The organism is Hymenobacter algoricola, assembly GCF_039539525.1.
GTDB lineage: Bacteria > Bacteroidota > Bacteroidia > Cytophagales > Hymenobacteraceae > Hymenobacter > Hymenobacter algoricola.
Map to the genome: position 1 here is coordinate 1 of NZ_BAABDH010000091.1, position 12,388 is coordinate 12,388.

Sequence of the window (12,388 nt, forward strand, 5' to 3'; positions counted from 1 at the left end):
AACTACTTAACCCCCAATCAAGTCCATTCGCAAGGAAAAAGCCCCGCCGGAAAATCCGAGCGGGGCCCTTGCCTTATTCATGTCAACATATAGCCGGACGAGACAAGCGTAAAACGCTATAGGGCTGCCAGGGCCGGGCGGGCGGCGGCCATGATGGCACCGCGTACTTCTTCCGGATTGGCGTTCTTGAGCAGGTAGCCGTGGGCTCCTTCGGTGTGCAGGCTGTCGATGAGCTCGGGCTCATCGTGCATGGAGATGATAACCACGCGCACCCGCGGATACTGGGCCCGCAGCAGGCGCACGGTTTGCAGGCCGTCGAGTACCGGCATCTGCAGGTCCATGAGCACCACGTCGGGTACAGTGCCCTGGTCGAGGTGTTCGAGCAGCTCCTGGCCGTCTCCGGCTTCAAACAGCACTTCCATGCCCGCAAAACCGCTGATCAGGGCGCGCAGGCCTTTGCGGAACAGAATATGGTCATCAACTACGGCCAAGCGAATTGTCTGAGTACTCATAAAGCAGGAATGGGAGTAGGTGCCTGATCGGCAGGAAGGTACGGAATCGGGAAGGAAATCCAAATGCGGCTGCCCGTGCCGGGTGCCGACTCGTGCCGTAGCGTACCACGCAGTACGGCTACCCGGCTACGCAGATTGGTGAGGCCCAGGCCCGTGCGGTTGCCGGGGGCCGGGGGCAGGTCACTGGCCGTCGGGTCGAAGCCAATGCCGTTGTCGAGGTACTGCAACGACAGGTAGTCGGGTCCGAAGTCGATGCTGACGTTGATGGTTTCGGCATGGGCGTGGCGCAGGCCGTTGCCCAGCAGCTCCTGCACCACCCGGTACACAATAAGCTCCCGCTTGGGGTCGAGGCGGCGGGGCTGCCCGCGCTGCTCGATCAGTACCTGGGTGGGGCCGTCGGCGGGCACCGTGCGGGCCAGGGCATCGAGGGCGAAGGGCAAGCCAAACTTCTGCAGGGCCACGGGCAGCAGGTTGCGCGAAATGCGCCGGACTTCGCTGATGGCCTGGTCGAGCAGGGCGGTGGCTTCCTGGGTGAGAGCCGGCTGCCCCAGCGTGCTCAGGTGCAGCTTCACGATGGCCAGGGTAGTGCCCACGCCGTCGTGCAGGTCGGCGGCAATGCGGCGGCGCTCCTCCTCCTGGGCCAGCAGGGCGGCTTCCAGAGCCTGCTGCTGGGAGGCGTCGCGCACCTGCCGCAGCTGTTCCTGCTGGCGCAGCAGGCGCCGCTGGTAGCGCAGCACAAAGGCGACGATGCCCAGGGCCAGCAGCAGCAGCACCGGCGTGGCCAGCATCACGGGGAGAAGCCAGCTGCTCATGATTGGGCCGGGGCTTGGAGCGGCCGGCCCGCGTACCAGAAGGCCAGGGCAAACAACACGTATTTGATCAGATTCACCATAGCATCCAGGGCATTCATCACTTGATTGCTCGCGTGGTCGGAGGGGTCAGACAGCTTATTGATGAATACAAACACCAACACGGTACCCGAAAAATACAACACAACCGCGGTACTTACCAAAAAAAGCGGGTCCTGCTCCAGCCGGACCACGTGTAACTCGTTCAACAGCTGTTCGAAATAGAGCAGGGCCAGCCCAATTAAAAGGGCGCTTTGCAGCACGTGGGTGTAGGAGCTTACCTGGTTCGGTCCTTCCAGACACAGCAAATCGAGCAGGGCAAACAAGACGAAGCCCGGCGCCACCACGCGGCCCAGCGCCAACCGGAGGCGCCGGGAACTGAGCGTGAGGTAGTACAGGCGCAGAAAGAGGAGGGTCTGCACCACGGTGTAGATGTTCCAGAGGCAATACAGCCAGCCGGGCCGGTACAAAGTTACCAGGCTGGAAAACAGCACCGTAAGCTCCGTAAACAACAATGAGCCCGCCAGCAGACGTAGCGGTGGCGTCAGCCGGGGCCAGCGCCACAGCGCCAATGCCAGGGGCACCAGCAATACCAGGCCCGCTGCGTACTCCAGATACTCAGCAAACTCGATTAGCCACGGAGAAATGGACATGCAGGGACGGGGCGCAAAGCATTTGGGGCTGTATTATACGGATATTAAGCTGGAATATCCAGCTGGTCCGGAAGCCCGCGCCGGGAAATTCAGGGAGATCCACGCGGGAGTTGATAAGGGCGGTTGGCATTCCAGAGGGCCAGGGTCAAAAAGCCGTTGAAAACAATGAGCAGCACTTCCTGGACGATGTACATCGTCCAGATCTGGTCGGACTGGTGTAGGCGCTGCATACCCGCTTCCAGCAGAAAGATCATGAGCGTGCCGGCGTAGTAGAGCATCACGCCCACGCTGACCAGAAACAGCGGGTCGTGCTCGATCCGGATGGTGTGCAGCTCCCGCAGCAGCTGCTCGAAGTACAGCAGCGCAAAGGCCAGCAGCACAAACGTCTGGACGGTGTGGGCGTAGACGTTTTCGCCCTGCCAGAAGCCCTGCCAATACCAGGACTCAGCGCTGAACACCAGCACAAACAAACCCAAAGCGGCCAGCAGAAAGCGCCGGGTGCGGGGGGCGTACAGCGCATGCCAGTAGGCCCAGCCCAGCACGAGCGTCTCAGCCAGCGGTATCAGGTGCTGGTAGGCAATGTTGTTGCGAAATACGTGGCTCCCGATTTCGGAGAGCAGGCTCAGCAGGCACCCCGGCACCAGGGCAAACCAGACCAGCGGCCGGTGCGCCGGCGCCAGCACCGACCAGCGCCACAGCCCTACGGCTGAAGGCACCAGAAAAGTAAGCAGGGAAGTAGAGCAGGACAGCCCCGGCCGGAAGCAGAAAAAAGGCTGGCCTGAAAAACGCTAGTACGGGCTTGATTCAACTATTTGCTCGGGGCTCTTGCTGGCACGGTATAGGGCCAGGGCAAGAATAAAGTTGAATACAATAAGTAGCACAAACTGAATGCTGTACATTATCCAGACCTGAGTGAACTGCTTTTGCGCATACATTGAATCCTCCAGGGTAAAGACCATAAGGCAGCCCGCGAAGTACAGTATCACGCCCACGCTCACCAAGAACATAGGATCATATTCGAGTTGGATAGTCCGTAGTTCCTGGAGTGTCTGCTCGAAGTAGAGCAGTGCTGCACTGATCAGGAGAGTACTTTGGGCAAGTCGGGCATAGGTGTTGGATGCATACACCCCGCGTAGATAAATAACTTGTACTAAGGCTACTACGAAGAACAGAATGACAGCCCAGGCAAAGAAGCGCTTAACTTTACTTGAGTGCAGGGACAAGAAAAAGGCCCAACTTAGAAATAGGGTTTCCGCCCAGGTGTTCAAGTAAAAGAACAAGTGGTTGTTATGCCATACCACCCGACTGATTTCAGATAAAGCATTTAGCAAACAACCAGCAATAAGCACAAACCAAACGAGCTTCTTGCAGGCGGGAGTAAGAGAATGCCAGCGCCAAAACCCTATTACCAACGGTAATAGATAAGTAAGCAATGAAATGATATTCAGTTGCTTAGAAATTTGTACCAGCCGTTGGGCTTCTGACGCTGACATATCTGCTTACTTATCCATTCAAAGGACTGGAGGGAGCACAGGAAGGTGGACAGGCCGGCCCCGACGCCAGCATCTTCTGCTCGTACAGGTCGTTTTCGTCGGCCTTCACGCCCACCAGCACGAAGCCGCGGAAACCATCGTCGCCCTGGGCATTGTAGATGCGGAGGCCAATGTACTGATCACCGCAGGAGTCGATCAGCTCCTTGATTTTGTCTTTGCCAAAAAACTGTGCCTTAAAGCTGCTGCCGTGCTCTTCCCGGTACATAGCCGTCAGGGGAACTGCCTCAGACTCGTAAATGATTGTGCCTTCGTCACCAGTAAACATCAGGTTGAAGTTAGGTGTGAAAAATGAAAGAAAGGATTGGATAAATCTGCCTCAGCATTGAGGCGTTCAAATATAGCTCATTGCCATTCGTATGCAAGCCGCCCGGTTGGCCCGGCCCGGAAATAGCCCGGCAAGCCCGCGTCGTCGACTCAAAAAGCTGTCTGGCTATCAGCCGGCTACCGGATTTCGGGGCCGCCGAATTCGTCGGCTGTATCTTCGTCCTCCAGGTTCTCAAACACCTGTTCGATGGTGGATTCGGCGTTGCGCAGCTTTTGGCGGCACAGCCGGATCAACTCCGCGGAGCGCTGCACCCGGGCCGTGAGGTCATCCACATCGACCGTGTCGGTTTCGAGGGCCCGCAAAATGGTTTCCAGCTCTTCAATGGCTTGGCGGTAAGTAGTATCGTTGGTCATTCGGCAGAAAGAGGAAAAGCGGAAGCAATAGGTGGGGCCTGGCGGGCGGTAATCCGGGCCGTGAGCGTAGCCGTGGGCAGCAGCAGCAGCACCGTGGCCCCCGGCTGCAGCGCAGTAGCCGACTCCGGCCCGCTAAGCAGCTGCACGTAGCCGTGTCGGGCCAGCAGGTGGGGCTCGGGCAGGCCGGCGGTGTCGAGGGCCGCCAGCCGCAGCTGGGCCCGGTGCAGCCGCCGCTCGGCGGCCAGCTGCAGCTGGTAGCGCAGCCGCAGCAGCTGGTCGCGGCGCCGCTGGTGCTGGCGCCGAAACCGCTGGGTGAGGTGGCGCCCCAGCACCCTGAGTCGGGTTTGCTGCCCGGCCAGCGTGTGGCGCGCCGCCCGGGGCAGGGCGTGGGTGTAGCGGGCCAGCTGCCGCCGCAGCTCGTGCACCTGGCGGCGGGGCTCTACTGCCGCCGCCCGGATCTGCTGGTGCAGGGCGGCGCGGTGCCCGGCCAGCTGGTCTTCGGCCGCCTGCTGGGTACTCGAAATAAGGCGCTGCAGGTAGTTGCGGGCCTGGTGTAGCTGCTGAGTAGCCAGCTCCTGAATCCGCTCGGCGTAGCCGCCAAACACGGCGTCCAGGCGGGCCAGCCGCTCGGCCAGAAAGGCGGCTACGGCGGTAGGGGTTTTCAGGGCGGTGTGGGCGGCCAAGTCCACTACGGCCTCGTCCCGCTCGTGCCCGATGCCGGTGATGACGGGTAGCGGAAACGCGCCGATGGCCGCGGCCAGCCCGTAGTCGTCGAAGGCCAGCAGGTCGGTTTTGGAGCCGCCCCCGCGGATGATAACCACGGCGTCGAAGGCGGCGCGGCGTGGCCGGACCAGGTCGAGGGCCGCCAGGATGCTGGCCGGGGCCTCCACGCCCTGCATGCTAGCCGCAAACAGGCTCACGGCAAAGTCGTAGGGCGACTCGCTGAGCTGCTGCACAAAATCCTGGAACCCCGCCGCCGTGGGCGACGAAATAACGGCCAGGCGCTGCGGCCCCAGCGCCAGGGGCAGGGCTTTCTGCCGCTCGAGCAGGCCTTTGGCTTCGAGCTTGCGAATAGTATCGAGGCGCTGCCGGGCCAGCTCGCCCACGGTGTAGGTGGGGTCGATGGTCAGCACGTCGAGGCTCAGCCCGTACTGCTCGTGAAACTTGACCTGCACGCGCAGCATCAGCTTCAGGCCAATGCGCAGCTCCTGCCCGGTCTGCTCGGCAAACGCGGGAGCCAGCTGCTGGTAGCGCTGGCTCCAGATAGTGGCCCGGGCCTGGGCTTTGAGCTGGGCCCCGCGGCCGGTAACGTGCTGGTCGGTGAGCACCAGGTAGCAGTGGGCACCCTCGAAGCGGGGCAGGGTGAGGTCGGCAATTTCGGCTACCACCCAATAGGACTCGGCGAAGCGCGTCTCCAGGGCCTGCCGCACCCGCACCAGCAACTCGGCCAGGGGCAGCGGAGTCGGGGGCAGAGCGGCCGGCAAACCCGGCTCCGGACGACGATTAAACAGCGGTGGCATCGATGGCAAGGTACATAATTCGCAGCGGCGGCCATGTGCCCGTAGCGGCCGGCCCCGGCCCGCGCCCCGTTTTTTTGGCCCGCCGCCCGCCGCTACGGGCCCATGGGCGCCGCGGCAGACTCATAACCGGCCGGCCCCCCCAAGGTTGGCCCATGGGACAAGTACTTTCGATGGCCCTCAGCCCGCAGTGGGGCGGCCGGCGCCGCGGGGCGCTTTCGGCTTTTACATTTTCGCTTACCTTTCCGCTCCAAACCCCTTCCTACTCAACCGTCTCTTATATGAAAAACCGAAACCGGCTGACTCTGGCCACCGTGGCCGCCGCTGGACTGACCCTGGCCGGCTGCGCGTCGAGCAAAACGCCGACGGCGGCTACCACGCCCGCCGCTACCACCACTGCTGCCGTAGCAGCCCAGGAGCCCGTCGTGAAAGGAATCGGGCTGGACGTGGCCAACATCGACCAGTCGGTGCAGCCCTGCGACAACTTCTTCCAGTACGCTTCGGGCAGCTGGCTGAAAAACAACGCCATTCCGGCTTCCGAAACCAGCTGGGGCAGCTTCAACGAGCTGATCAATAAGAACCAGGCCGTGCAGCGCCAGATCCTGGAGGAAACCGCCGCCAACCGCACCGCCGCCAAGGGTACCAACGCCCAGAAAGTAGGCGACTACTACGCCTCGGCCATGGACTCGGCGGCCATCGAGCAGGCCGGCATCACGCCGCTCAAGCCCGAACTGGCCCGCATCGACGCCATCAAGGACCTGAAAGGGCTGCAGGTGGCGCTGGCCCAGCAGCAGCAGATCGGTACCGGCTCGGTGTTCAACATGGGCGTGGGGCAGGACGAGAAAAACAGCACCCAGTACGCGGTGCAGATCTATCAGGGTGGCCTGCGCCTGCCCAACCGCGACTACTACCTCAAAACCGACCCGCGCACCAAAGCCGTGCAGGCGGCCTACGTGAGCTACATCACCAACGTGTTTAAGCTGATGGGCGAAACGCCCGCGGCGGCAGCCAAGAATGCGGCCACCATCATGCGGATCGAAACGCGGCTGGCCAAGGCCTCCAAGAGCCCCGTGGACCTGCGCGACCCCTACGCCAACTACAACAAGATGACCCTGGCCGAGCTGCAGAAGCAGTACCCGAACCTGGGTCTGACCACCATTCTGGCCCAGAACCGCCTGAGCGCCGCCAAGTCGATTATCGTAGGGCAGCCGGCGTTTCTGAAGGAAGCCAACACGATGCTCAAGGCCGAGCCGCTGGGCGACTGGAAAACCTACCTGCGCTGGCACCTCGTGTCGTCGGTGGCCGGGGCGCTGCCCAAGGCCTACGTGGAGGAAAGCTTCAAGTACAGCCAGGCCCTGACCGGCGCCAAGCAGATGCAGCCGCGCTGGAAGCGCATGCTGGGCTCGACGGACCGCGCCCTGGGCGAAGCCTTCGGGCAGGTGTACGTGGACAAGGCTTTCACGCCCGAATCCAAAGCCAAGGCCCTGGAGCTGGTCAATAACCTGAAAGCCGCCTTTGCCGAGCACATCCAGCAGAATGCCTGGATGAGTGCCGGCACCAAGACGGAGGCCCTGAAAAAGCTGAACGCCTTCGTGGTGAAAATCGGCTACCCCGACCAGTGGAAGGACTATTCGGCCCTCACCATCTCGCGGGAGTCGTACCTGAAAAACGTGCTGGCCGCCCGCGAGTGGGCTTCCAACGACGAAAACAAGAAGCTGGGCAAGCCGATTGACCGCAACGAGTGGGGCATGACGCCGCCCACGGTGAATGCCTACTACAACCCGCCGATGAACGAAATTGTGTTCCCGGCCGGCATCCTGCAGCCCCCGTTCTACGACCCCAAAGCCGATGACGCGGTAAACTACGGCGGCATCGGCGCCGTCATCGGCCACGAAATGACCCACGGCTTCGACGACCAGGGCCGGCAGTACGACTCGGAAGGCAACCTGCGCGACTGGTGGACCAAGGACGACGCGGCCAACTTCACCAAGCGCGCCGACATCGTGGGCCAGCAGTTCGATGCTTTCACGCCCTTTGACTCGGTACACGTGAACGGCAAGCTGACGATGGGCGAAAACCTGGCCGACCTCGGCGGGCTGAACATTGCCTTTACGGCCCTGCAAAAGTCGCTGGAAGGCAAGGCCAAGACCAAAATCGACGGCTTCACGCCCGAGCAGCGCTTTTTCCTGTCGTATGCCCAGGTGTGGCGCACCAGCCAGCGCCCCGAGGCCATGCGCCAGCAGATGCTGACCGACCCGCACTCCCCGGCCCAGTACCGCACCAACGGCCCGCTGCAGAACATGCCCCAGTTCTACGAGGCCTTCGGCTGCAAGGAAGACGCCAAGATGGTGCGCAAGCAGGAAGTGCGCGCCAAGATCTGGTAAGCGGCTTCAGGCTTCGTGTAGCCACCAAGAAAAGGCGGCCCGCATAGTGCGGGCCGCCTTTTTGCGTTTTGCTGGTACCTTTGGCCTACACCTTCGCCTCTGCCCCATGCCCAAGCTGCTGCCCCTGTCTTCCGTGTTGTGTATGTTGCTGGCCACGGGCTGCGACCAGTCGAAGCCCGCCGGGCAGCAGCAGGCTGCCGCAGTCCCGGCGGCTCCGGCCCCTGACTCGGCGGCGGCGCAGCTACGGGCCCAGGTTGCTGATCCGAAGGTGGGCGACGTGTACGTAGTGCAGTTCCAGCCGCCGGGCACCGCGCAGAAGCGCTACTTCTTCTACCACCTGTTTCGGGCCACGCCCGACAGCGCCTACCTGCACCCGGCCCGTAAGGATGCCGCCGACGCCAACGCTGACCTGACCCAACCGGATTTCCAGGCGTCAGCCAACACGATGGTGTACACCCGGGCCGAGCTGGCTGAGCTGCTCCGGGAACAGCCCGGCGACGTGAACAAGGCCCGGCTGGTGCAGGTGCGCCGCGCCGACTAGCCGGGCCGCGTTATTTCACTACCTCAATCTTGATATCCACGTCCCTGGCGGGCCACTTGTCGGTACCCACGGGCTCGGCGGCAATCTTGTCGATAACGTCGAGGCCTTCCACCACTTCCCCGAATACGGTGTACTTGCCGTCGAGCGACGGGGCCCCGCCCTGGGTGGCGTACGTGCGCTGCTGCGCGGGCGTGAGCTTGCGCCCCGCCATGGCCGCCGACTGCTCCGGCGTGAGCTTTTCGCCCTGCACGAAGTAGAAGTCGGAGTTGGAGGAGAGCTTGCCCGGGTTCTGGTCGTCGTCGTAGCGGGCCATGCCCAGGGCGCCGCGCTTATGAAAGTGCCGGGGACCGATTTCCGGGGGCAGGTGGTAGCGGCTGATGCGGATGGTGCGGTGGTCGGAGCGGCCGCCCTGGATGGCAAAGCCTTTCACCACCCGGTTAAACACCGTTTCGTCGAACACGCCCTTGCGGGCCAGCAGCAGAAAGTTGGCTTTATGCACCGGCACATCGTCGTAGAGCTTCACCCGCAGGTCGCCCAGGCGGGTGTGCAGAATCACTTCCGAAGCCGGGTAATTCTGGCCGTACTGGGTGAGCAGGGCCGCGGCATTGCTGTCGGTGAGGGCCGACAGGTCGGGGCCGGGCACCGGCGGGGGCGCCGTGGGGGCCGTGGACACGGGTTTTTCCGGTTGGCCGCAGGCGGCCAGCACCGTCAGCAGCAGCAGCAGCAGGGGAGAAGCGCAGGATTTCATGCCGCAAAAAACGAGGAAAAAACGAAGCACCGCCCCGGCGCTGGCCGGCCACCCAAAAAAAGGAGGCCGCTCCGGGCAGGAAGCGGCCTCCTTTTCTGGGGTGGCCGGCCAGCCGCCGGGTATCAGCCCCAGCCGTCGTCCGCCTTCTTGGGTTCCTTCTTTTTCTTCTCCTTGCGCTTCTCGGTGCCTTCGCTGGTCTTGGATTTTACCTTCACTTTCTCGGGGGCCACCGCGGGAGCCGGGGCGCCCGCTACCGGGGCCGGCACTGCGGGCGGGGCCGCCACCGCGGCCTCCTCGGTCAGAATCGGGGCCATGTCCTTGGCCGAGTTGATCAGGTCGGGCCGCTCCACGGCGGCTTGCTTGTGCAGGGCCAGCAGCATGTCCTGCGGAATCAGCTCGTTCTTGCTCCACACTTTCAGCTCGGCCTCCAGCTTTTCCTTTTCGGCTTTGCCGGGCCGGCTGGCCAGCAGCGCGTCCAGGTCGGGCTTGCCCGCATCCTGCCAGGCCGTAAGCCACAGAGACGACACCATCGTGGGGGCCAGCTTGAGGCGGAAAGCCACCTGCGCGCCCACCTCCTTGTTGTAGGCGTCGGCAAAGGCGTCGGAGTAGGCCCGCCGCGTTTTGCCGTACTTGTGCGAGAAGACGTACTTGGTTTCCGGCGTAAAGGTGCGCGTTACCTTCTCCTCCATGTCGAAGGTGGCCCCCAGAAAGCCGTAGGACTCCTGAATCACCTGCCACACGGAGCGCTGCGGGTCTTTCAGGTACTCGCCTTTCTCCGAGTCCAGCTTCCACTCGCTCATGTGGCGCTCGGGCAGCTTCGATTCCCAGAGGCTGTGCAGCCCCTGCTGGTTGGTGAGCTGCCCGTCGTAGTTGATGGTGGTGTGCAGCGGCACGTAGGCATCGGCCACGTAGTGCCCCAGCTCCGCCGACAGGCGCACGATGGCCGTACTGTCGCGCTGGCGGAAGGCTTCGGTGAGCTTTTCCTTCACGTCGATAATCACCCACGGCACGGTGCCGTACTTGCGCAGCGTGTCGGCCGAGTACTTGGCCGTGGCCTTCTCCCACGTCTTGGGCATCATCCCGAATGGGTCGTCGCCGTAGTGGTCCATGTCGATGAAGTGCTTGTTGGCTTCGGTCGGGTCTTCCTCGCGCCGCTCGTCGGGGGCAGTCGACAGCCGCACGATGGCCGGCATGTGCCGGTAGTAGAAGCCCTGCATGGCTTTGGGCAGGGTGTAAATGGCAATCTGGTTGATGGTGCGGTGGGCAAAGAACCCCCAGCCGGGCGAAAGCAGGGGGCACAGCAGCACCAGAGCCAGGAGCAACAGCGGTTTTTTCATGACGGGGAAATAAGCAGCCGGAAGTGGGTCCGCGAAGTTCGGTATTTTGGCCAAGTATCCGATGCCGGCCCGCAGGATTGTCGCCCCTCCGCGCCTGGCTGGTCCGGAATCGGGTAATTAACTTGAACGGCCGGCGATGGCCCGGCCGCTGCCGTATGCCTTGCTGTTTCCACGCCGCCGCCGCATGACTGTTATTTCCCAAAAGAAGCTGCACTACCCTATCCGGGAGCCCCTGCGCGAGTACCTGCGCCACTACGACCGCGAAACGCCGCTGCCCGTCAGCTACCGCGACCTGCGCCAGATCGGCGGCTCCTTTCCCCTGATCGACCGGCAGGGGCGCGACACGCTCTGGGAAACCGTGTTCTACGAGCCCCAGGCCCTGCGCGAGCTGAGCGTGGGGCTTACGCAGGTGTACGCCCAGCTCAAAACCGGCAGCGACCTGTCCTTTACCGAGCACCTGCTGGCTGACCGCATCGACTACTGCCGCTTCGGCAACTCCAACCCGTTTCGGGTGCGGGTGGTGAATCTGCTCAACGACAACCACGACTACTTCTACGTGAAGCAGGCCGATGCCTCGCGGGTGTACGGGCTGGAGCTGGAGCACCTGCTGTCGCCCAACCAGCTGAGCTACCTGGTCAGCGGCGATACGCTGGTAGAAGAGCACATTGCCGGTATTCCCGGCGACGACTTCATCCGCGCGCGCCTGCCCCAGCAGCACTTCAACCAGGTGCGCATTGCCAAGGAGTTCGTCAAGTTCAACGAGCGGTGCTTTGCCCGCCTGCTCGGCGACATGCGCTCCTACAACTACGTCATCGTCGTCACGCCCGACTTCGAGGACGACCAGTACCGCGTGCGGGCCATCGACTTCGACCAGCAGAGCTACGAGGGCCGCAAGACGATGTATCTGCCCCAGTACTTCAAGGACAACCGGCCCGTGATTGAGATGTGCAGCAAGTTTCTCAAGCCCGAAGCTATCCGGCAGTACCAGACCGAGGAGCGGGTGCTGATGATGCGCCGGGTGCGCCTGGAGCGCTACCGCCTAAAGATGCTGATGGACTGCATGCGCCGCGACGAGCTGGCCCCGGCCGCCAAGGTGGCCCAGCTCAAGGCCGAGCTCAACCAGCACCACCACACCACGCTCTTCAGCCGCTGCCGGAGCATGGGCGACGTGGTGCGCCAGAACCTGATGCTGATGCTGGGACCCACCTAGGTGCCCCACGGGGTTTGCTAGCGCCCCAGCCCGACGCTGAATCCGAAGGAAACCTCCACGCCGCCCGGCCCGAATAGGCGCACTACATCCTGCAACGCGGCCGAAGGCGGCACATGGGAGTGGTAGGTGTACCGGCCGCCATCGGCCACCACGCCGTAGCCCAGCGTGCCCAGCAGGGCGATGTTGCTGAGCTGCCAGCGCACCCCACCGCGCAGGTGCACCAGGGCGCTGGGGGAGATACTGACGTTGGTTTCCTCGGTGTAGCCGCCGGCCGTGCGGGTAATGGTGATGCCGTTGAGGCCGCCGTCCACCGCTCTAGTGCTTAGTCAGGAGAGTTTTTCGAACAAACCTTTTGGTAGTGGCGGGTGAGTTTCTCCCGCGCCTTATCGAGCGAGAATTGCCAGTTG

At 63.0% G+C, this 12,388-nt stretch carries 14 protein-coding genes; 3 read left to right on the forward strand and 11 right to left on the reverse strand.

Features of this window, described 5'->3' with window-relative positions:
• Positions 1-116 precede the first annotated feature (116 nt).
• The 8 genes from ABD842_RS14465 to xseA all read right to left on the reverse strand — a co-directional run bounded on the left by ABD842_RS14465 (position 117) and on the right by xseA (position 5,764).
• The gene (locus tag ABD842_RS14465; protein ID WP_345115311.1) at positions 117-512 is read right to left on the reverse strand and encodes a response regulator; all 396 of its coding nucleotides are present in this window, start codon (positions 510-512) and stop codon (positions 117-119) included.
• Positions 509-1,324 carry a sensor histidine kinase gene (locus ABD842_RS14470; protein ID WP_345115314.1) on the reverse strand — a complete coding sequence of 272 codons (816 nt, stop codon included), beginning with the start codon at positions 1,322-1,324 and terminating at the stop codon, positions 509-511. Before ABD842_RS14470 ends, ABD842_RS14465 begins: the two co-directional genes overlap by 4 nt.
• Positions 1,321-2,013: a hypothetical protein gene (locus ABD842_RS14475; protein WP_345115317.1), complete on the reverse strand. Its 693-nt coding sequence runs from the start codon at positions 2,011-2,013 to the stop codon at positions 1,321-1,323. The genes ABD842_RS14470 and ABD842_RS14475 overlap by 4 nt, the downstream gene beginning before the upstream one ends.
• 89 nt (positions 2,014-2,102) lie before the next feature.
• The gene (locus tag ABD842_RS14480; protein WP_345115319.1) at positions 2,103-2,729 is read right to left on the reverse strand and encodes a hypothetical protein; all 627 of its coding nucleotides are present in this window, start codon (positions 2,727-2,729) and stop codon (positions 2,103-2,105) included.
• Positions 2,730-2,801: 72 nt separating this feature from the next.
• Positions 2,802-3,506, reverse strand: coding sequence for a hypothetical protein (locus ABD842_RS14485; RefSeq protein WP_345115322.1), 705 nt, complete (start codon positions 3,504-3,506; stop codon positions 2,802-2,804).
• A 10-nt stretch (positions 3,507-3,516) separates the two neighbouring features.
• The gene (locus ABD842_RS14490; RefSeq protein ID WP_345115325.1) at positions 3,517-3,831 is read right to left on the reverse strand and encodes a hypothetical protein; all 315 of its coding nucleotides are present in this window, start codon (positions 3,829-3,831) and stop codon (positions 3,517-3,519) included.
• A 176-nt stretch (positions 3,832-4,007) separates the two neighbouring features.
• On the reverse strand, positions 4,008-4,244 hold the full coding sequence (xseB, locus tag ABD842_RS14495) for an exodeoxyribonuclease VII small subunit (protein WP_345115328.1): 237 nt from the start codon (positions 4,242-4,244) through the stop codon (positions 4,008-4,010).
• On the reverse strand, positions 4,241-5,764 hold the full coding sequence (gene xseA / locus ABD842_RS14500) for an exodeoxyribonuclease VII large subunit (protein WP_345115330.1): 1,524 nt from the start codon (positions 5,762-5,764) through the stop codon (positions 4,241-4,243). Before xseA ends, xseB begins: the two co-directional genes overlap by 4 nt.
• A 278-nt stretch (positions 5,765-6,042) precedes the next feature.
• Here xseA and ABD842_RS14505 point away from each other — a divergent pair, with 278 nt between their 5' ends.
• Entirely contained in the window at positions 6,043-8,145 is a 2,103-nt protein-coding gene (locus tag ABD842_RS14505) for a M13 family metallopeptidase (protein ID WP_345115332.1), read from the forward strand.
• Positions 8,146-8,251: 106 nt separating this feature from the next.
• Positions 8,252-8,686 carry a hypothetical protein gene (locus ABD842_RS14510; protein WP_345115334.1) on the forward strand — a complete coding sequence of 145 codons (435 nt, stop codon included), beginning with the start codon at positions 8,252-8,254 and terminating at the stop codon, positions 8,684-8,686.
• 10 nt (positions 8,687-8,696) lie between these two features.
• Here the strand turns inward: ABD842_RS14510 and ABD842_RS14515 are convergent, their stop codons facing one another.
• A complete protein-coding gene (locus ABD842_RS14515) occupies positions 8,697-9,434 on the reverse strand; it encodes a peptidylprolyl isomerase (RefSeq protein ID WP_345115337.1) in 738 nt (245 codons plus the stop codon).
• 122 nt (positions 9,435-9,556) lie between these two features.
• Positions 9,557-10,771, reverse strand: coding sequence for a S1/P1 nuclease (locus ABD842_RS14520; protein WP_345115339.1), 1,215 nt, complete (start codon positions 10,769-10,771; stop codon positions 9,557-9,559).
• A gap of 184 nt (positions 10,772-10,955) precedes the next feature.
• Here ABD842_RS14520 and ABD842_RS14525 point away from each other — a divergent pair, with 184 nt between their 5' ends.
• The gene (locus ABD842_RS14525; RefSeq protein ID WP_345115341.1) at positions 10,956-11,981 is read left to right on the forward strand and encodes a hypothetical protein; all 1,026 of its coding nucleotides are present in this window, start codon (positions 10,956-10,958) and stop codon (positions 11,979-11,981) included.
• Positions 11,982-11,998: 17 nt separating this feature from the next.
• Here ABD842_RS14525 and ABD842_RS14530 read toward each other — a convergent pair whose 3' ends face one another.
• Entirely contained in the window at positions 11,999-12,292 is a 294-nt protein-coding gene (locus tag ABD842_RS14530; RefSeq protein ID WP_345115344.1) for a hypothetical protein, read from the reverse strand.
• Positions 12,293-12,388: the final 96 nt, after the last annotated feature.

Coding starts and splice junctions, on each gene's coding strand:
- ABD842_RS14465 (WP_345115311.1), bottom strand. CDS start 512: ATGAGTACTCAGACAATTCGCTTGGCCGTAGTTGATGACCATATTCTG.
- ABD842_RS14470 (WP_345115314.1), bottom strand. CDS start 1,324: ATGAGCAGCTGGCTTCTCCCCGTGATGCTGGCCACGCCGGTGCTGCTG.
- ABD842_RS14475 (WP_345115317.1), bottom strand. CDS start 2,013: ATGTCCATTTCTCCGTGGCTAATCGAGTTTGCTGAGTATCTGGAGTAC.
- ABD842_RS14485 (WP_345115322.1), bottom strand. CDS start 3,506: ATGTCAGCGTCAGAAGCCCAACGGCTGGTACAAATTTCTAAGCAACTG.
- ABD842_RS14490 (WP_345115325.1), bottom strand. CDS start 3,831: ATGTTTACTGGTGACGAAGGCACAATCATTTACGAGTCTGAGGCAGTT.
- xseB (WP_345115328.1), bottom strand. CDS start 4,244: ATGACCAACGATACTACTTACCGCCAAGCCATTGAAGAGCTGGAAACC.
- xseA (WP_345115330.1), bottom strand. CDS start 5,764: ATGCCACCGCTGTTTAATCGTCGTCCGGAGCCGGGTTTGCCGGCCGCT.
- ABD842_RS14505 (WP_345115332.1), top strand. CDS start 6,043: ATGAAAAACCGAAACCGGCTGACTCTGGCCACCGTGGCCGCCGCTGGA.
- ABD842_RS14510 (WP_345115334.1), top strand. CDS start 8,252: ATGCCCAAGCTGCTGCCCCTGTCTTCCGTGTTGTGTATGTTGCTGGCC.
- ABD842_RS14515 (WP_345115337.1), bottom strand. CDS start 9,434: ATGAAATCCTGCGCTTCTCCCCTGCTGCTGCTGCTGCTGACGGTGCTG.
- ABD842_RS14520 (WP_345115339.1), bottom strand. CDS start 10,771: ATGAAAAAACCGCTGTTGCTCCTGGCTCTGGTGCTGCTGTGCCCCCTG.
- ABD842_RS14525 (WP_345115341.1), top strand. CDS start 10,956: ATGACTGTTATTTCCCAAAAGAAGCTGCACTACCCTATCCGGGAGCCC.